This window comes from Leifsonia shinshuensis, assembly GCF_013410375.1.
Classification (GTDB): domain Bacteria; phylum Actinomycetota; class Actinomycetes; order Actinomycetales; family Microbacteriaceae; genus Leifsonia; species Leifsonia shinshuensis.
Map to the genome: position 1 here is coordinate 2,779,120 of NZ_JACCFL010000001.1, position 18,866 is coordinate 2,797,985.

General features: G+C 67.7%; 18 protein-coding genes and 1 pseudogene. 12 read left to right on the forward strand and 7 right to left on the reverse strand.

The features are described 5' to 3' along the window. Positions 1 to 32: 32 nt before the first annotated feature. Positions 33 to 845: pseudogene (locus HNR13_RS13490) on the reverse strand (EamA family transporter); the annotation flags it as partial. A gap of 30 nt (positions 846 to 875) precedes the next feature. Here HNR13_RS13490 and HNR13_RS13495 point away from each other — a divergent pair. Both HNR13_RS13495 and HNR13_RS13500 read left to right on the forward strand, forming a co-directional pair. Continuing rightward, positions 876 to 1,373: a MarR family winged helix-turn-helix transcriptional regulator gene (locus HNR13_RS13495; RefSeq protein WP_343063556.1), complete on the forward strand. Its 498-nt coding sequence runs from the start codon at positions 876 to 878 to the stop codon at positions 1,371 to 1,373. A gap of 118 nt (positions 1,374 to 1,491) precedes the next feature. After that, positions 1,492 to 1,773 (forward strand): hypothetical protein, encoded by a 282-nt coding sequence (locus HNR13_RS13500; RefSeq protein ID WP_179606523.1) that lies wholly within the window; start codon positions 1,492 to 1,494, stop codon positions 1,771 to 1,773. 77 nt (positions 1,774 to 1,850) lie between these two features. On the opposite strand, the gene sufU is transcribed toward HNR13_RS13500, so the two are convergent. Both sufU and HNR13_RS13510 read right to left on the reverse strand, forming a co-directional pair. Then, positions 1,851 to 2,288, reverse strand: a complete 438-nt coding sequence (sufU, locus tag HNR13_RS13505; RefSeq protein ID WP_179606525.1) for a Fe-S cluster assembly sulfur transfer protein SufU — start codon at positions 2,286 to 2,288, stop codon at positions 1,851 to 1,853. Next, positions 2,285 to 3,565: an aminotransferase class V-fold PLP-dependent enzyme gene (locus tag HNR13_RS13510; RefSeq protein WP_179606527.1), complete on the reverse strand. Its 1,281-nt coding sequence runs from the start codon at positions 3,563 to 3,565 to the stop codon at positions 2,285 to 2,287. Before HNR13_RS13510 ends, sufU begins: the two co-directional genes overlap by 4 nt. A 56-nt stretch (positions 3,566 to 3,621) precedes the next feature. Here HNR13_RS13510 and HNR13_RS13515 point away from each other — a divergent pair, with 56 nt between their 5' ends. Both HNR13_RS13515 and HNR13_RS21875 read left to right on the forward strand, forming a co-directional pair. After that, on the forward strand, positions 3,622 to 3,918 hold the full coding sequence (locus HNR13_RS13515; RefSeq protein WP_246312768.1) for a hypothetical protein: 297 nt from the start codon (positions 3,622 to 3,624) through the stop codon (positions 3,916 to 3,918). Between the two features lie 175 nt (positions 3,919 to 4,093). Next, entirely contained in the window at positions 4,094 to 4,228 is a 135-nt protein-coding gene (locus HNR13_RS21875) for a hypothetical protein (RefSeq protein WP_281369282.1), read from the forward strand. Between the two features lie 32 nt (positions 4,229 to 4,260). On the opposite strand, the gene HNR13_RS13520 is transcribed toward HNR13_RS21875, so the two are convergent. Further along, positions 4,261 to 4,734, reverse strand: a complete 474-nt coding sequence (locus tag HNR13_RS13520) for a hypothetical protein (RefSeq protein ID WP_179606529.1) — start codon at positions 4,732 to 4,734, stop codon at positions 4,261 to 4,263. Positions 4,735 to 4,959: 225 nt separating this feature from the next. On the opposite strand from HNR13_RS13520, the gene HNR13_RS21635 reads away from it, so the two are divergent. The 3 genes from HNR13_RS21635 (at position 4,960) to HNR13_RS13535 (ending at position 7,008) form a co-directional block, all read left to right on the forward strand. Further along, positions 4,960 to 5,889 carry a hypothetical protein gene (locus tag HNR13_RS21635; protein WP_246312769.1) on the forward strand — a complete coding sequence of 310 codons (930 nt, stop codon included), beginning with the start codon at positions 4,960 to 4,962 and terminating at the stop codon, positions 5,887 to 5,889. A 264-nt stretch (positions 5,890 to 6,153) separates the two neighbouring features. Further along, positions 6,154 to 6,615, forward strand: a complete 462-nt coding sequence (locus HNR13_RS13530; protein WP_179606531.1) for a DUF2510 domain-containing protein — start codon at positions 6,154 to 6,156, stop codon at positions 6,613 to 6,615. Between the two features lie 105 nt (positions 6,616 to 6,720). Then, positions 6,721 to 7,008: a YciI family protein gene (locus HNR13_RS13535; RefSeq protein WP_179606533.1), complete on the forward strand. Its 288-nt coding sequence runs from the start codon at positions 6,721 to 6,723 to the stop codon at positions 7,006 to 7,008. 139 nt (positions 7,009 to 7,147) lie between these two features. On the opposite strand, the gene HNR13_RS13540 is transcribed toward HNR13_RS13535, so the two are convergent. Further along, positions 7,148 to 7,588: a hypothetical protein gene (locus HNR13_RS13540; protein ID WP_179606535.1), complete on the reverse strand. Its 441-nt coding sequence runs from the start codon at positions 7,586 to 7,588 to the stop codon at positions 7,148 to 7,150. 160 nt (positions 7,589 to 7,748) lie between these two features. Here HNR13_RS13540 and HNR13_RS13545 point away from each other — a divergent pair, with 160 nt between their 5' ends. The 3 genes from HNR13_RS13545 (at position 7,749) to HNR13_RS22055 (ending at position 9,565) form a co-directional block, all read left to right on the forward strand. Beyond that, entirely contained in the window at positions 7,749 to 7,946 is a 198-nt protein-coding gene (locus HNR13_RS13545; RefSeq protein ID WP_179606537.1) for a hypothetical protein, read from the forward strand. Between the two features lie 138 nt (positions 7,947 to 8,084). Then, a complete protein-coding gene (locus HNR13_RS13550; protein ID WP_179606539.1) occupies positions 8,085 to 8,462 on the forward strand; it encodes a hypothetical protein in 378 nt (125 codons plus the stop codon). Positions 8,463 to 8,611: 149 nt separating this feature from the next. Then, positions 8,612 to 9,565, forward strand: a complete 954-nt coding sequence (locus HNR13_RS22055) for a LuxR C-terminal-related transcriptional regulator (protein WP_179606541.1) — start codon at positions 8,612 to 8,614, stop codon at positions 9,563 to 9,565. Positions 9,566 to 9,620: 55 nt separating this feature from the next. Here the strand turns inward: HNR13_RS22055 and HNR13_RS13560 are convergent, their stop codons facing one another. Beyond that, positions 9,621 to 9,953: a hypothetical protein gene (locus HNR13_RS13560; protein WP_246312770.1), complete on the reverse strand. Its 333-nt coding sequence runs from the start codon at positions 9,951 to 9,953 to the stop codon at positions 9,621 to 9,623. A gap of 64 nt (positions 9,954 to 10,017) precedes the next feature. Then, entirely contained in the window at positions 10,018 to 10,848 is an 831-nt protein-coding gene (locus tag HNR13_RS13565; protein ID WP_179606543.1) for an SGNH/GDSL hydrolase family protein, read from the reverse strand. A 649-nt stretch (positions 10,849 to 11,497) separates the two neighbouring features. Here HNR13_RS13565 and HNR13_RS13570 point away from each other — a divergent pair. Then, positions 11,498 to 17,488, forward strand: coding sequence for an RHS repeat-associated core domain-containing protein (locus HNR13_RS13570; RefSeq protein ID WP_179606545.1), 5,991 nt, complete (start codon positions 11,498 to 11,500; stop codon positions 17,486 to 17,488). 92 nt (positions 17,489 to 17,580) lie between these two features. Then, complete coding sequence (locus HNR13_RS13575) at positions 17,581 to 18,576, forward strand: hypothetical protein (RefSeq protein ID WP_179606547.1); 996 nt, start codon at positions 17,581 to 17,583, stop codon at positions 18,574 to 18,576. Positions 18,577 to 18,866: the final 290 nt, after the last annotated feature.

The window sequence follows — 18,866 nt, forward strand, 5'->3', positions numbered from 1 at the left end:
TTCGCGAGCTGCCCGACGCCGATCCCGGCCAGCACGATCGCGACCCCCAGCAGTTGCCGCCCGGTGAGAGCCTCGCCTGCGAGGAGCGCGCCGAGGGCGACGCCCGTGATCGGATTGAGCAGCCCGACCAGGCCGGCGACCGCCGGGCCGAGTCGCCGGATGCCGGCGAACCAGGCAAGGAAGGCGACGGCCGTCGCGACCAGCGACACGTAGGCGAAGCCGGCGACCGCCGGGCCGTCGAGCGCGGGAGGCGCCCCCTCGAACACGACGGCGAACGGCACGACCAGGAGACCGCCGGCCACCAGCTGCCAGGCGGTCTGGGACAGCACGTCGACGTCGTTCCAGCGCGCGGCGAGCACGTAGCCCGCGGCGGAGAGCAGCAGGGCGGCGACCGCCGCCACGACGCCGAGCGGGGCCACCGGGGCGGCGCCGCCCAGCAGCATGACGGCGACGCCCACGACGCCGGCCAGCGCGCCGGCCAGGGAGAGCAGCCGTGGCCGCTGGCCCAGCAGCATCCAGCCGAAACCCATCATGGCGAGCGGCGACAGAGCCATGACGGTCGACGCGATCGAGGACGGCAGGAGCTTCGCCACCGCGTAGACCAGCACGAAGAAGCCGCCGGCGTTGAGCACGCCGAGCAGGGGCGAACGCCACCACCACGCCCCTCGCGGCAGCCTCCGGACCACCGCCAGCAGCAGCAGGCCGGCGGGCAGCGCGCGCAGCACCGCTCCCCAGAGCGGCGCGTCCGGGAGCACCGCACGGGTGACGACGTAGGTCGAGCCCCAGGCGATCGGCGCGATGGCGGTGATCAGGATCCAGCGAAATCTAGCTTCCACGGAAGACATAATAGCTTCCCCGGAAGGTATTATGGAGCGGTGACCGAACCTCACGACCACGTCGCGCGCATCCAGGAGGCCTGGCGCCGGGAGCGTCCCGACCTCGACCCGTCCCCGATGGGCGTCATCGGCCGGCTGCACCTGGTCGCCGGGAGGCTGACCGACGAGCTCGTGGCGGTCTATGGGCAGCACGCCCTCGGCGAGGGCGACTTCGACGCCCTCGCCGCCCTGCGGCGGGCGGGCGCGCCCTACGAGCGGACTCCAGGCGAGCTCGCCCAGCACACGATGGTCACCACCGGCGGGATGAGCAAGCGCATCGACCGGCTCGAGGCCGCCGGCCTCGTCTCGCGACGCGCGTCCACCACCGACCGCCGGGGACGCGTGGTCGCCCTCACGCCGGCGGGCCTGGAGCGGATCGACGCGGCGATCGCCGACCACCTGGCCAACGAGCGCCGCCTGGTCGGCGAGCTCTCCCCCGCGGACGCGAAGGAGCTGGAGCGCATCCTCACCGACTGGCTGGCGCGGCTCGGCGGCTGACGCGGCTGAGGCGGTTCCGCGGCCGGCCGGGTGTGTGACGCCGGATGACGCGCTCGGGGCGCAACAGGTCGTCATCTTCTTGGCGGCCGGTGGCGGCGGCGAGGTACAAAAGGCCATCATGTCGCGCATCTTCACGAGCAAGTTCAACCCGGGCCGCGCCCGCTGGGAGCTGGTGGTCAGTCCGCGCGGCGACGTCTACGCGTTCCCCCTCACGCTGCCGATCGCGCAGCGCCAGGTGCTCGGCGGCCACAAGCGCTACCTGGTCGGCAAGGTGCGCAAGCAGCAGGAGACCTGGACGGCCGCCGGTCCGTCCGGGCTGGTCTACGGCACCACCTTCCCGACCCTGCCGTCGGCGCTGGAGGCCATCGCCGACGAGGTCGACCTCGCGCCGGTCCCCTGAACTGCGCCGCCGCCCGACGAGCGGGCCCGCGCTCAGGCGGACTTCGCTCAGGCGGACTTCGCTCAGGCGGACTTCGCTCAGGCGGACTTGAGGAGGGCGTCCTCCAACGCCACCCAGGGCAGCATCGCGCATTTCACGCGCGTCACGTAGCGGGAGACCCCGGCCAGGGCGACCGCGTCGCCCAGCAGCTCCTCGTCGCCCTCCAGCGCGCCCTTCGACTGCATGAGCTCGCGGAACGCGGCGATCGACGCCGTCAGCTCCGACCGGCCGGTGTCGTGCACCAGGTCGCTGAGCAGCGAGGCCGACGCGGTCGAGATCGAGCAGCCGTGACCCTCCCAGCTGATGGCGTGGATGCGCCCGTCCGCGTCGGGATGGACGCCGACGGTGACCTCGTCGCCGCAGGTCGGGTTGTACTGGTGGGAGCTGGCCGCGGCGTCGTCGCGCAGGCCGTAGCCGTGCTTCTCCCGCGCGTGGTCGAGGATGACCTGCTGGTAAAGGCTCTGCAGGTCGCTCATCGCTCGATCACTCCGAAGAAGTCGCGGGCGTCCGCGACGGCCGCCACGGCGGCGTCCACCTCGTCCGCGGTGTTGTACAGGTAGGCGCTGATCCGCGTGGAGGCGGTGGCGCCGAAGCGGCGGTGCACCGGCTGCGCGCAGTGGTGGCCGACGCGCACCGCGATGCCGCGGTCGTCCAGGAACTGGCCGACGTCGTGCGCGTGGATGCCGTCCACGACGAAGCTCGCCAGGCCGACCCGCTCGACGTCCGCGCCGGGGCCGAGCACGCGGACGCCGGGGATGGCGGATAGCCCCGCCAGCATCCGGGCGCCGAGCTCCGCCTCGTGGGCCTCGATCGCCGGCATCCCGACGGCGTCCAGGTAGTCGACGGCGCTCGCCAGGGCGACGGCCTGGGACACCCGCTGCGTGCCGGCCTCGAACCGCTGCGGCGCCGGCAGGTACTCGGCGTGGTCGAGCGTGACGGTGGTGATCATGGAGCCGCCGGTGAGGAACGGCGGCAGCGCGTCCAGCAGCTCGCTGCGGCCGTAGAGCGCGCCGACCCCGGTCGGGCCGAGCATCTTGTGGCCGGAGAACACGGCGAAGTCGACGTCCAGCGCCGGGAGGTCGACGGCCAGGTGCGGGACGGACTGGCACGCGTCGAGCACGGCGAGCGCGCCCTGCGCGTGCGCCAGCGCCACCAGCTCGGCGACCGGGTTGATCGCACCGAGGACGTTGGAGACGTGGGTGAACGCGACGACCTTCGTGCGCGGTCCGATCAGCTCCGCGGCCTGGTCGAGCCGCAGCTGCCCGTCGTCGGTGAGCCCGATGACGCGCAGGGTCGCGCCGGTGCGCGCCGCCAGCTCCTGCCACGGGATGAGGTTGGCGTGGTGCTCGGCCTCGGTCACCACGAGCTCGTCGCCCGGGCCGACGCGGAACTGCTCCGCCTCGGCGCCGCCGCGCCCGGCGGACGCGTTCGACATCCCGTAGGCGACGAGGTTGAGGCCCTCGGTGGCGTTCGAGGTCCAGACCAGCTGCTCCGGGCGCGCGCCGACGAAGCCGGCGACGCGGGCGCGGGCGTCCTCGAACAGCTCGGTGGCCTCCCCGGCGACGGTGTGGGCGCCGCGGTGCACGGCGGAGGTGTACCGCTCGGCGAAGGCGCGTTCGGCGTCGAGGACCTGCCGCGGCTTCTGGGAGGTCGCCCCGGAGTCGAGATAGACGAGGGGGTGCCCGTTCACCTCGCGGGAGAGGATCGGGAAGTCCGAGCGGAGCCGGACCGGGTCGAGGGTGTCGGTGCGCATACTGCCTGCAACGCTACCGGGGTTCGCTGCAATCCCGCCGTGCGTGACGACCTCGCGTGACAAGCCCGCGCGACGGCGCCACGACGCCGGGCGTGGCGACGCCGGGCGTGGCGACGCCGGGCGTGGCGCCGGGGCGCGCCGGTAGGCTCGACGACATGGTCGAACGGACGAACGGCTCCCCGTGGTTCTTCATCGGCGGGATCCTGCTCGTCGTCGCCGGGCTCGGCGGACCGCTCCTGGTGGACGCCGCGACCGGCGATGTGCAGTGGCTCGTCCGCGGCGCCGGGGTCCTCGTCGCGATCGGCGGCGGGGTGCTGATCGGGTTCGGCCTCCGGCGGCGGCGCGGGCGCTGACGATCGGGCGCTGACGCACGCTGCGGCCGCTGGGCCGCTGGCGCGGCCCGCAAGGGAGCCGCGCCCCCTCCCCCACGGACGGACACGCCGCGTGGGGGTGGACGAGTGAGTCTGCTCAGCCCGTCGAGGTGTTAGCCTGTCCAGGCGCATCGGGGGCGCTTCTCGTGGGGGGAACATGAATCGTCGTCATGCGGTGCTGGTCGCCGTCCTGCTGTCCGTCGTCGCGGCGGCGCTCTTCGGATTCGGCTCCGTCGCGGTGCTCGACTCGCTGTCGGGCACGCAACATCCCGCGCTGCAGCGGACGCGGTAGCGTCGCCCGTCGCGCGTATCCGGCCGCAGCGCCTATTCGACCGCCGCGCGGGCCAGGTCGCGCAGCTCGACCAGTCGTCCCGCCGCGCCACCGTGCCCGCCGCGGACGGCGATGTGCTGCCGCGCGGGCGGGGTGAAGGCGGCGTCCAGCGCGTAGGTCACCATCAGCAGATAGAACCGCAGCAGCCGCGACGCGTCCGCGCGGAGAGCCTCCTGCTCCGGCGCGCACGTCATCCCGTCGAGCCAGCGGGAGAGCTGGGTGAAGGCGATCCGCAGGCGGAGCCCCTGGCGCGCCTCCGCGGCACCGAGGCGCCGGTCGGTCGGCCGCACGCCGACCGGGTGGCCGGGCTCCCCCGCCACCGCGCAGCGTTCGAGGAGGCTCTCGGCCGCGGACAGGTGCGAGACGGCCTCCTCCAGCACCGCCAGCAGGGTGAGGGCGCTCAGGCCGTCCTCCGCGATCGCGGCGGGGTCCGGGCCGGCGCCGCGCGTGCGGGCGAACCATCCCATCGGGCGCCTCCCTCCTGCCGGGGGTCCGGGGCGGGGCGGGCCGCGATCGACCTCCCGCCGAGGGCGCGCCTCCGGCTGACGTGGCACCGATTGTACGCTCGCCTACCTCGGATGGCCGCGGTGTTCAACCGCCTTCCGCCGCCGCCCTGACCGGTCTACCGTCCGCTCCGGCAGTTCCAGCGACGCTCCCGCCCCGAGGCGGGGGAAAGTGGAGGAGGCACCGAGATGACGGACCGAAAGCCCCCAGCGGACGAACCGACGGAGACCAGGACCTACGAGCCGGCCACCCGGGCGTACGACCCGGCCCCCGCCGAGCCGGTCCGCAGCGACCCGGCCTACGCCGACGGGACGGCCGCAGAGCCGGGCGCAGGCGCGCACCGGGCCGACCCCGAGCCCGCCGAGGCGTACCCGGCGGCACGTGCCGCCGAGGATCCGGTCGTCGGTCCGGTCGCCGACCCCGCCGCTCCGAGCCGGGTGGAAGACCGTTCCCTCGATGAGCAGCCGGTGGACGAGTACCCGCGCGCCGCCCGCTACCCGAGCGACAACCAGATCGAGACGGACGAGGTCCTGCGGGTCGACGGCAACCGCACGCTGCGCGAGAACGTGGTCGCCCGCGAGCGCAGCGAGTTCGGCGGCATGAAGTTCGGCGCCGCCTTCTTCGGCTGGCTGAGCGCGACCGGCATGGCGGTCCTGCTGACCGCCCTGGTGGCCGCGGCCGGCGCCGCGGTCGGGCTGGGCGCGACCGGCGGCGGCAACTCGGCGGCGAACGCCGCCAGCAAGAACGCGGCCACCATCGGGCTGGCGGGCGCGATCGCCCTCGTGGTCATCACGTTCGTGGCCTACTACTGCGGCGGCTACGTCGCCGGCCGGATGGCCCGCTTCGACGGCGCCAAGCAGGGCCTGGCGGTCTGGATCTGGGCGATCGTCATCGCGGTCGTGGTCGCGGTGCTGACCCTCATCCTCGGCGCCCAGTACAACATCCTGAGCAGCATCAACGGGTTCCCGCGCATCCCCCTCGACGAGGGCGCGGTGACTCTGACCGGCGTCATCACCGCCGTCGCCGTGGCGATCGTGAGTCTCGCGGGCGCCGTCCTCGGCGGCGTCGCGGGGATGCACTACCACCGGCGGGTGGACCGGGTGGGGCTGGGGAACTGACCTCACCCCCTGCAACAGAGAGGTGCGGCCGGTCTCACCCCGTCCTGTGGATGAGATCGGCCGCACCGTCACCCGCGTCATGGGGTGACCTTCGGCTGCGGAACCCCCGTACCGCTATCCCGGTCGAATGATTCTGCGCGTTCGGGGTTACCGGCGGGTGAACTGAAGCCTGGGACTACCCCCAAAAAGGGAGGTCCAGGCTGAGGATCCTCCGATGCTGGCACTCGGACCGGTAGTGTCGGGTGACCCGGATCGAGGAGCCCGATGAGTCAGTTGCCGCCGCCCGGCTGGTATCCCGACGCAGACACGCGGTTCCAGCGCTGGTGGGACGGAAGCCAGTGGACCGACGCCGTCCGCCCGCTCGCGCCGTCCGCGCCGGTCGACGTCCCGCCTCCGGCCAACGGCCTGGCCACGGCGGCACTCGTGTCGGGGATCGTCGCCGCCGGGGTGGTCGTGCTGGCGCTGGCGACCGGGAGCGGCGTCGACCCGCTCTTCGCCCTGCTGATCCTGGCCGGGGCCGGGCTGTCCATCGGACTCGGCGTCCCCGGCCTGATCCGCGCGGGCCGCGCGGCGGGGCACGTCGGGAGGGCCCGCGCGATCTGGGGGATCTGCCTCGGCGCCGGGGCCCTGCTGGCGTGCGCGCTCGTGGTGGCGCTGCTCTTCACCGGGTCGCCGGTGGACGGCGGGACGAACGCAGCGGGTGGGGTGTCCCGGATCCGCGGCTGAACTCTCGGGCCGATGCGTTTCGGCGAGCTGTCGATTTCGGGCGCGCTCCCCCGTCGTAGTGCTGAGTCGACAGCCCAACGTCGACCGGAACAGAAGGAGCACATCATGTCTGCTTTCGTCTTCGCTTTCCGCAACGACCCCGCGGTGAACGCCACCGACGAGGACATCGCCGCCTGGGGCGCCTGGTTCCAGCAGCTCGGCTCGGCAGTGACCGACATGGGCAGCCGGGTCGGGACCACCACGGTGCTGGGAACCTCCGCCGGCGCCAACGCGCTCTCCGGCTACGCGGTCGTGGAGGCGCCCGACCTGACCGCGGCGACCGCCCTGGCCGAAGGCTGCCCCGGCCTCTCCTACGGAGGCAGCGTCGAGGTGGGGGAACTGATCCCGATGTAGGTCGTCCGCCCCTGCGGGGCCGACTGTCCGACGCCGAGGCGCTGGCGGGCTGAGTCCCGTACGCGAGGGGGCCGGGCGGCGAAGGGAGCCGCCCGGCCCCTTCCGCGTCCATTCCGCCCCGCGGCCTGACGGAGACCGGTCACCCGCCGCCGCAGGTGCTGAGATGCCAGGTGCCCGGGTCCATCGGGAATCCGTAGGTGAGGAGAGCGATGGTCGCGATCGCCGCACCGACCAGCACCAGAAGCGCCGCCACGACGAGGCGCCGGCCCTCGTTCAGCGCGGCGGCGACACAGGCGGCGGTCAGGGTGAGGGTTCCCAACCCGAAGGCCGCTAGCGGGGCCGTCGTCTTCAGGTTCACGACGAGGGCCGACACCTGCTCCTGAGCCGCCGTAAGGTCGGGACCCTCGCACGCGGAGATCGCGGTCGCCTTGCCGATCGGCAGGTAGAGCAGGAGGGCGGTCACGACCAGGCCGACGGTGACGACGGCCGTCAAGATCGCCAACGCCAGCGCGACGATCCCGAGCGCGTTCGAGCGATCGCGTGGCCGCTGTGCCTCGTGGTCGGTGGTCGTCGATGTCACTGCTGGATACTACCGGCCGCGGGCTACGGCCGCTCATCAGCGGTCTCATCCGTGACGCTTCGACGACCGGGCGGGCGCCGACGAGCAGGGGTCGTGTCCGTAGTTCTGCGAATCGTGCGGAGCCTGTCGGGGCTGGATCATTCCGTTGGAGGTGGTCCTCATGGGTGATCCAGCCGACGATGTGGCCGAGCCCGCCGGGGAGGCGGTGCCGTTCATCGATTGGTGGGCGCTGCGGGTGTCCGTTCCGATGACGCAACCGGGCGTGGTTCCGATCGGGGTCTCCCCGACCGTGGGGTCCCCTCCGTTGCGGTTCTGGCCGGCGGCCGCGACGACGGGTGGTCGCGCGGGAATGGAGTAGTCCCTCCGCTGTCGCACCGACAGCCGGGGGTACGCACTATTGCGAGTGGTCATCAGCGTCCACCGTGGGGACGATCAGGACAGTGAGCGCGCCGCACCGGTCGCGCGGAGAAAAGGCGGAGAGAAGGAGGTCACGGCCATGTCTGTGATCGTGGTGATGAAGGTCCCTGTGGACGTCGACGTGTTCATGCGAACGTTGACCGAACGGGCGGACGAGTACGAGCGGATGCAGGCACTGGCGCAGGCCGCTGGTGGCCGGTCCCACCGGTACGCCACGGGCGACGGGTCCGGGTTCCTGATCGACGAATGGACTTCTGTCGACGCGTTCAAGGGATTCTTCCGCCGTGACGACGTCGTCGCGTTCATGGCATCCGTCGGTGTGGACACCGATGCTGAGCGTCTCATCCTGATCGGCGACGCCATCGACTCCCCCGACCGGTACGATCTCAACCCAGCCCCAGCCACCGCAAGGCTCGCGACTACCGCAGCGCCCGGCGGAGCGTCCACCGCGCCGTAACCGCGGCCGACGGAGCCGCCATGCCTGCGGCCGGCGAGACCTGCTGGGTTCAGCGTTCTCACCCGGCGGAGTCTGTGTCAGCATTGCGTCGTGCCGGCCGGTTCGGAACCGGGCGCGGGGGCAACATGCGGGACGAGTTGGATGCTGAGGTGCAACGCCTCCTGGAGTCGCAGACCCAGGAGGAGGTCGTCGCTGCGGTGCTCGTGGGGGCGGGCGCGCTTGCACACGCCGATGGTGTGCGGGTGGCCGAGCTCACCGTTGAGGGCGGAGTCCGCTACCGTGTCGTCGGCCTGCGTGGATCCGGCGTCGACATCGCCGCCCGCATGGTCGTCGATCCCCTCGGTCACCCGCTGATCCGGCACTACCTCCAGACCAGGACGACGGAGCTCGTCAGCGTCGACGACATCCTCCCGGGCCGCCGGTGGATCGAGCATCCGCTGTACCGCGAGGTGTACCAGCCAGAGGGGCTGCGATCCCAGATCAGCGGCGAGCTCGTCCACTCGAACGGGGCGGTGACGACACTGTCGCTCGCCAGAGGCGGCTCCGACTTCGACACGCGGGAGCGGGAGAGCCTGGCCCGGTACCGGCGCATCCTGCGAACCGTTTGGGGGCGAGTCCGGCAGTGGGAGCAGACGAACGCAGTGCTCACTGCGCTCGACCACGTCGCGGAAGACGATGGCGCCCTGGTGATGGTCCTTCCGGCGCACGGCGGCGAGGTGCTCTACTCGACCAGGTCGTTCGCCGCCGCGCTCGAAGCACGCCCGCTGCTCAGCGACGAACTCCACGACCTGATCAGGGAGTCGCCGCTTCACAGGGCGCCCATCCCCCTCGATGCCGACCACGCGATCGATGTGTCGTGGGCGAGCGACGGCGACCTGATCGTCGTCCGCGGCATCCGGCGCGACCGGCTCGGATTGAGCACGCGGGAGATCCAGGCGCTGCAGGCGCTCAGCTCAGGGATGACAGCACGGGCGGCGGCGTCCGTGCTCGGGGTGGCCACGTCGACGCTGAACAAGCACCTCGAGCACGCCTACGCAAAACTCGGCGCGCACGACCGAGTGACCGCCGTCACCATCGCCCGGGAGCACGGCGTCATCCGCTGACCAGCTCCTCGTATCCAGTCGCCGGTCGGTACGAGAAAGGAGCCGGCCACCCCGGCTACGGGTTCAGCTGGTCGTCGATCGCCGCTTTGAAGGCCTCGAGTTCCAGCGTGTCGCCCTCGTAGACCGTTCCCCCGCCGGCCCAGGTGAGCGCCAGCGTGCCGACAGTCTCGTCTCCCGTCACCTCGGCGCCTTCGAAGCGGGCGTGATCGATGACGTCGTCGTGGCTCCCGTTGTGGTGCTCATCGTCGAAGAAGTAGATCGTTTTCGGAGTGAGAACGAGTCGACCGGCATGCCGGCCGTCCTCATCCAGTCGGTCGGCTCCCACTTCCGCGATCGGCTGCTCGCCCTTCGGGAGCCTGTCCGGGCGACCCTTTGCATGTTCAACCATGACCGCACCATAGACCCGGAACGCTCGCGGTTGTGAAGATCACGCAGCCCAGCTTCCGATCCGCTCAGATCGTGTACGCGATCAGCTTCGCGTACTCCGCCTCACCCAGCGCGTTCGCGTGCAGAGCGTCCCAGACGGCCGGGCCGAACCCGAAGATCCACGGAGTGCTCGTGCACAGCCCGTGGCCGGCGAAGCCCCCGATCACGTCGACGAAGCGGGTGTTCGCGTCACGCGCGCCCGCGACGCCCTGGCGGATGAATGCGGCCACCGCGACGAGCGCACCGTCCACCAGCGTGGCCTGCGTCGCCGTCACGTCGACCGGCGTGCCGCCGAAGCTGCCGATGTCGCAGGTCCCCGACACGACCCCGAACAGCAGCGGGTAGTCCGTGACGCGGATCTTCGCTTCGGGGGCGAGCGCGCGAATCGCCGTGACGAGACCGCTGATCTTGCCCGGGAGCGATCGGCCCGACGTCAGAGCCGTCGCGAGCGACTGGAGACAGGCGAGAGTGGCGTTGGGTCCGCTGCATGGGCGCAGGGCGTTCTGCCAGCCGAGGTCGTTGATGCCGACGGTCAGGGTCACCAGTTTCGTGGCTCCCCCGATCGCTCCGTGCGCGCTCAGATAAGCCAGCTGCGTGTACACATCGGCAGTGGTGGCGCCGGCACATGCCGCCGAGAAGGACGGCGACTGCCCAAACGATGCGGCAAGGACGGCCGGATACGCACCGGGAGCGTGCACACAGCCGGCGGCGCCGGTGCCGGCCGCTTCGGAGTCGCCGAGCGCGATGTACCGGAGGCCCCCGGACGACGTATCGGCGAAGGCGGCGCCCGATGCGCCGAACAGGGTCGTGAGACCCAGAGCGAGAGCCGCGAGCGCGGCGATCATGCGTCGTTTCATGATGCCCTCGAATCCTCGGACGGATCGAACGGTTCGCCCCCTCACGAACTGCCCGGGGCCGCAGCGCCCCGGTCGCTGCAGACTATAGACCCGCGGAGAGGGCGAGCAACAGACGCCGGGCTACCGCTCGGCACGGTCCGCCGGGCGCGAGCAGGCACCAGGAGGAAGCGTGTTCGGGGCTCCACGTCACCGCCGTGGCCATCGCCCGCGAGCACCCAGGCCCGTGACATGCTTCGGCTGGACCTTGGACAGGGATACTCCGCCTCGCACCTACCCGTGGAAAGATCCCGCCGGATGGACCGTGGTCGACGACGAGCCCAAAACCCCGCACTGGGTCTTCGTGGGATTCTTCACTGGCTAGCCTGCTTTCGCTGCGCGTCGAGGGGCGAACGGCGCTCACGATGGCGCAGGGCATTAACGAGGCCTTCGGTGGCGGGTAGAGACGCCTCCCCGCCCACTGGCGCCGGGATCCTGAACCAGTGCCAGGGGTCGGCGCTCGTCGACGTGGCCGGCGCGCTAGTGGTGGATCGTTCAGCAACCCCCCGATTGGGGTGATACGGAGTGCGCCAACCATCAGGATATTCTCAGGTCCAGATTTGTGCCATTGGGCGATCGAGCGGGGGCTCCATTGAGACGTGCGGCTGGGTACTTGCTGTTCTCGATTCCGGCACTTATTTTTGTGGCGCTTGTTGGCGCATTCGTCCAAGCCGCAACCGCGGATTCTCTGCCAGCTTCTCTTGTCATAGGCAGTATCAGCCGCGGCGCCACAGACGGCTACTTTGAGGCGACCGTCACCGCCTCAGCGAACGGGTACATAGGCACCGTCTGCGCGGATGCGAGTAACTGCGTCATCTCTGTGCAGGCGCAGCTCTCCAGCGACAACTCGATAGCGACGATTTCGAGCGCCTCGTATTTGAGCGGCCAGTCATACTCCAACACGTTCACCAGTCGGACGCTCCTCAAGCAGGTGGGCGCCCTGCGAACCGTTGTGAGCGGTGCAAGCGGCACGGTCGCGTCTGACTGGGTATCGGTCACCGACCCCTACCCCTCACCATCGGTGAGCGTGAGCGTGAACTCGATCTCACGCAACCCGACCAACGGCAACCTGAACTACGACTTCTCCGCGACCGCGTCCAACTTTTGGTTGCCCGACGGCATCTGCGCCTACAGCAGCAACAGCTGCAACCTCAATATCCAGGTCAAGTTTGCCGACGGCAGCACCCAGCAGATAGCTGCGTCCGCCAACATCTACGGTCAGCCCTACCCCTACACGACCAGGTTCACCGGCAACACACTCATCCGCCAGGTCGTCGCCGCACGCGCATACCTCGCCTCCGGCGCCGCCTACAGCACACCGACCCTGTTCTACTCTGACTGGGTATCGGTCACCGACCCCTACCCCTCACCATCGGTGAGCGTGAGCGTGAACTCGATCTCACGCAACCCGACCAACGGCAACCTGAACTACGACTTCTCCGCGACCGCGTCCAACTTTTGGTTGCCCGACGGCATCTGCGCCTACAGCAGCAACAGCTGCAACCTCAATATCCAGGTCAAGTTTGCCGACGGCAGCACCCAGCAGATAGCTGCGTCCGCCAACATCTACGGTCAGCCCTACCCCTACACGACCAGGTTCACCGGCAACACACTCATCCGCCAGGTCGTCGCCGCACGCGCATACCTCGCCTCCGGCGCCGCCTACAGCACACCGACCCTGTTCTACTCTGACTGGGTATCGGTCACCGACCCCTACCCCTCACCATCGGTGAGCGTGAGCGTGAACTCGATCTCACGCAACCCGACCAACGGCAACCTGAACTACGACTTCTCCGCGACCGCGTCCAACTTTTGGTTGCCCGACGGCATCTGCGCCTACAGCAGCAACAGCTGCAACCTCAATATCCAGGTCAAGTTTGCCGACGGCAGCACCCAGCAGATAGCTGCGTCCGCCAACATCTACGGTCAGCCCTACCCCTACACGACCAGGTTCACCGGCAACACACTCATCCGCCAGGTCGTCGCCGCACGCGCATACCTCGCCTCCGGCGCCGCCTACAGCACACCGACCCTGTTCTACTCTGACTGGGTATCGGTCACCGACCCCTACCCCTCACCATCGGTGAGCGTGAGCGTGAACTCGATCTCACGCAACCCGACCAACGGCAACCTGAACTACGACTTCTCCGCGACCGCGTCCAACTTTTGGTTGCCCGACGGCATCTGCGCCTACAGCAGCAACAGCTGCAACCTCAATATCCAGGTCAAGTTTGCCGACGGCAGCACCCAGCAGATAGCTGCGTCCGCCAACATCTACGGTCAGCCCTACCCCTACACGACCAGGTTCACCGGCAACACACTCATCCGCCAGGTCGTCGCCGCACGCGCATACCTCGCCTCCGGCGCCGCCTACAGCACACCGACCCTGTTCTACTCTGACTGGGTATCGGTCACCGACCCCTACCCCTCACCATCGGTGAGCGTGAGCATCTACGGGCTCGGCCGGGACTCTTCCAACCAAAACCTGACATGGGATGTCGGCTCGACCGCTTCCTTCTTCTGGCTGCCAGACGCCGTCTGTGGCTATGGAGACTGCTCGCTGTGGATCCAGGGAAAGAGCATCGACGGATCCATTTCCACAATCGATGGCGTCAGCGGAATATACGGCCAGCTCTACCCGTTTGCGCACGAATTCAAGGGCAGCGCCCCTGTCAAGAACGTCACGGCGATCCGGGCGTACATCTCGGGAAACAACGGCACTCTCTCGTCCGCATGGCGAAACGTCACCGACCTGAGCGCTCGCGAAACCGCCGGTGGCTCCAACCCGTCTGAGAAGCCTTGCCAGTGCAGCCACGCCGACCCGATAAACACCGCCACCGGCGAGTACTACGAGAACTCGACAGACATTGGGATCTCCGGGGTCGGCCCAGCTCTTGCTATTACCCGCGGTTACTCTACGACTGCTGTCGCAACGGACGGGCCATTCGGGTACGGGTGGACCGGCAACTTCACCGCGGCCCTTACCTTCCCCTCGAGCGGCATCGTCGACGTACGGCAAGAGAACGGGTCAGTCGTCGAATACGCCCAGCAGAACGACGGCACCTACGCCGCGGCGCCAGTCGTGCACGCAACGCTGACGAAGCGCAGCGACGGGACCTGGAAGTTCGTTCGACAAGCACGAGACACGCTCACGTTCAGTGCGTCCGGCTTGATCACCGCCGCCACCGATCTTCACGGGAACACGACCGCCTACACGAGCGACGCGAGCGGGCACGTGACCAACATCATCGCCACCGGTGGACGCGCACTGACCCTCACTTGGTCTGGATCCCACGTGACGAAGGTCACCGACAGTGCAGGGCGCTCAGTCAGCTACGGCTACGACGGCGCTTCGAATCTGAGTTCTGTTACCGCCGTGGATGGCGCAGTGACGGGCTACGGCTACGACTCCGGGCACTACATCACAACCATCACCAAGCCCGGTGGCGGAGTTACGACGAACATCTACGACGCATCTCACCGGGTCGTAACCCAAACAGACGCGATAGGACGCCAGACCACGTTCGCTTACAACGGGCTCACCACGACCACAACCACGCCTGACGGTAGCCAAACGGTCGAAACCTACTCGGGTGGACTTCTCACGAGTCAAACGGTGGCAGCAGGCACCGCCGTTGCCGCGACGACCTCCTTCTCGTACGACACTGCAGGCAACGTCCTTACCAAGACCGATGCCCTTGGAAAAACATCGAGCTACGCCTACGACACCGCCGGCAACCAACTCACATCAACTGACCCACTCGGCAACACCACCACGCGAACCTATGATGCCCTAAACGATGTCTTGACATCACAGGACCCGTTGGGTCGTACCACCACGATGACGTACGACAGCGCCGGCGACATGAAGTCCCTGAGAAGCCCCGCTGGTCACACTTCAACTTGGACGTTCAACTCGGACGGAACTACCGCCACGGCAACGGACGCCCTTAGCAAGACGACCTCTTACAGCTATGACTCTGCGGGCCGGCCATTGTGTGTAACAGACCCGGACTTGCGACAGACGTGCCAAAGTTACGACAGTCGCGGCCTGGCGACTACGAAGACCGACGGCGCAGGCAAGGTCACGACACTTACCTACGACGACACGGGACGGGTGGTCACCATCACTGACCCGAACGCGAACACAACGACCAACGCGTATGACGCGGACGGTGACCTGACCTCAACTACCGACCCAGCCGGGCACTCGGTAACCGCTGCGTATGACAAAGCGGGGCAGCGAACCGCAAGCACGGACGGGCTGGGCAAAGCCACGCACTACACCTACTCGGCTCGAGGCTCCTTGGCGACCATAACGGACCCGAATGGAGGCGTCGTTACATACGGCTACGACGCGCTGAACCGCCTCACCTCAACAACCGATGCCGACGGACATGTGACATCGTTCGTATATGACATTCTGGGCCGCAAGATCGCGACGACGCTGCCCTCCGGCGCGGTCACATCGTCAAGGTACGACGCGGACGGCCGATCAGTCGCGACCACCGACGCGCGCGGCAAGGTCACTAACTATACGTACGATGACGCAGGACAGCACACGTCGACAACGGACCCATTGGGTCGAGTCACTGCTTACAGCTACACCAAGGACGGCAAGCTGCTCGCCACCACTCTCCCGGACAATAGCGTCGAGACCTACACGTACGACGCGAATGACGCACAGACGTCGTTCACCAACGCGGACGGGGAGGTCACCAGCTACACGTACGACGATGCCGGCCTCCTATCGACTAAGACTGAGCCAGGGGCAATGACCACCAGCTACAGCTACGACGGCGCTGGTCGGATCCGCACCGTCACCACCCCCGACGGCGTCGTTTCAACCCGCAGTTACGACGATGCGGGCCGGCTAACGGGAATTGACTACCCGGGAACGGGCAACGACATCACCTACACGTACTTTCCCAACGGCACCCGCCACACTATGACCGACGCCACAGGCACGACCACATACGCGTACAACGCGGACGCGGCCATGATCTCCGTCGAGAACGGCAACGGCCAAACGCTCGGCTACGGGTACGACGACGCCGGTCGACTCACCTCAATCACGTATCCCGGCTCTAAAACAGTCAACTACGGCTACGACAACGCGGGGAACATGACGGCGGTCACGGACTGGGCCTCCCGCACCACTACCTTCACCGTCACCCCCGACGGCCTACAAAATACCCGCACCGACCAATCCGGAGTAACAGAGACACGCATTTACAACGCCAACAACCAGCTCACCGACATCACCTCCGCCACGAGTTCCGCAACGCTTTCTGACTATGGGTACGGCTATGACGACGCCGGCCAGCTGACCTCATCAACAACGACGGACCCGCTTCACCCGACTCAAACCACCGAAAGTTGGGGATACACTGCGCTCGGCCAGCTCAGCTCGACTGGTCCGTCGACCGGGTTCAGCTCCAGCCCGGGCGGTAAGACACTCACGACGCCCGCCGGTGATACCTTCACCTACGACAGCAGACGAGAACTAGTCACGGCAAGCAACGCGGAAGCCGGAACAACCACCACTTTCGGGTATAACGCCAACGGGTCACGCACCAGCTCGACCGCCACCTCCAGCGACGCTCCGACAGCGAAAGTCACTTACAGCTACGACGCCGAGGGCAATCTCGCTTCGGTTACCACCGGAACGAACACCATCAACTACACCTCCGACGGCGACGGTCTTCGGCAATCGCGAACCACAGGGTCCACCACCCAACAGTTCCTGTGGAATACCAACAGTGCGATTCCATTGCTGTTGGATGACGGTAAATACAGCTATATCTACGCAATGGGCACTGCCCCGATCGCACAGATCGACGATACAAACGGAACAATCGAATATTTGCATGGGGATGTCCTAGGCTCGATCCGGCTAATTACCGACGCCAGTGGTGCGGCTATCGGCACCACCAACTACGACGCATATGGGAACCGCACAAACAACACCGGCACGGCCCACAGCGCAATTGGTTACACCGGCAACTGGACCGACCCCACTACTGCATTCGTCTACCTGCGCGCCCGCGACTACGACCCGGCGACGAGCCAATTCATCACTGTCGATCCCGCTATCGACTCAACTCTCCAGCCCTACACCTACGTCCATAACAACCCGTTGCAAATGGTGGACCCGCTAGGGCTTAGCGGCGGTAACGTAGGCACGATCGCGGGCTGGATCAGCGTCGGCGCCGGCGTCCTCGGCCTCGCAGCGGATGCCACCGGCTTCGGGGCTCCCCTAGGCGCAGTTCTAGAAGTCGTTTCCGTAGCCGCCGGCGCGGTAGCTCTTCTCGATGACTGCTTTGGAACTTTTGGGGGGGACACTGACATCACTACGTGCGGGCTCGACGCGGCGGGGCTGGCCACCGCCGGCGTGGGCGAGATCGCTGGGCGAACGGCGGCCGCTGCGTCCAAATTGTCTAAAACTGCTGCCGAGACCGGTGTGAAGGAATACACCGCGGCCGCCAAGGCGGCGAAGGCTGCTGCACTCAACGAGAGCAAGATGCAGCTGGGTTGGGCGGGAGCGGGCACGGGGACGTGGGGGCTCGATCTGACGTATGGTAGGCAACTCATTTGCTCTTGAGGAGGGATAGGATGCCGAGTCATCGGGCATCAGGCGCCGAGGCTGCGACGTGGGATGAGCCACTGATAAGGGGGGCTTCTGCAAGGACCTGGATGCTGCTCGCCAGCGTCGCCTTTGTCATCTGGTTAGCCGATATGACAGCCGCAGTCGTGTCGAATTTCATCGCCCCACAGTTGATGGATGTGCGCACGGGTTCGCCAGCGGCAGTGACGGCCATCGTTGTGTTCGTCGTCAGCGGCGTCTCAGCCTGGGTGGCTTTTCACTTTCTCTTCCGTCAGGCCAACCGTGAAGGATCTCTCGGCTACACCACGCTCACGTGGAACTCGTTGCGAGGGTCCGTTCCTCGCGTCAACCCGTACACCCGTCGGATCGAACGACTCGGGCCGCCTCGTTTTGACGCGGACGCCGCTCGCGCGCGCACTCCTTGGTCTAGCCACGGCGAAGCGCACCCATCGAACATCGCACCCGAGACGCCATCGTTCGGTCGCATCGAACGGAGAGTCCGTTGGTTCGGCATCGCGGCCACAGCCTTGATGGCTGTCGCAATAGTTGCCCGGGTTCAAGGTGGGGGTGTTTCTGCGAGTACGACCCTATTTCTCGGCCCCATCGTGCTCGCACTCTTGTTCGCAGCGGTCGTCGCAACAGTCATCATCATTGTTTTCGTGCAAGCCACACGCTTGGCTCGGGTGAGCCGGGTTGCGTCTGGGATCATTCTGAGTGCGTTCAGTACCCTGGACACGCGTGCTGCTACCGAACGACTGAACCTTGCAGCGGGCACGATCCCGTGGTTGGCCGTGCTCGTTTTTGACGAGGATGGCTTCTCCATATGGCGAGGATCTCGAGAGCCGCGACCAGTGTGGAACGTGTCACGGTCAGATGTCATTGGTCTCGACACCACGCTGATCGTCAACGGGCGCACGTCCAACACAGGTTTGGAGGTCGCGGTAATTCCACCAGACGAGCGGTGGCCGCTTCTTCTCGACTTCACCATCTCCGACCCCTCCCGGCGGTTCGCTGCGACCAACGAACGGAAACTGAACGCGATCACTGAATCAATTTGCGCACTCTGGATTGGCCGGGGTGCCTGAATAGCGGGTCGTCGCTCGTTGGCCGCTGATGCGCGGCTTCGATTGTCCAAAGTGCGGTACCACTACGCTCGGATGTTCGCGTTCGGTTTCAGCGGCTAAGTATGTGTGGCGGACAGACCTCGAGACAGAGCTTCACGTAGTGCTCCGGCGCGCCACCGCCACGCACCGACACGAACTCGGACCGCAGCCACCGCAGCGCCGCGCACCGACCCCGGCACGACGGCGAAGCGTCCACGACGAGACGGAACGCCGACGGGTTGAAGGCAAGGCGTGGACGCGCCGTCCCCGGT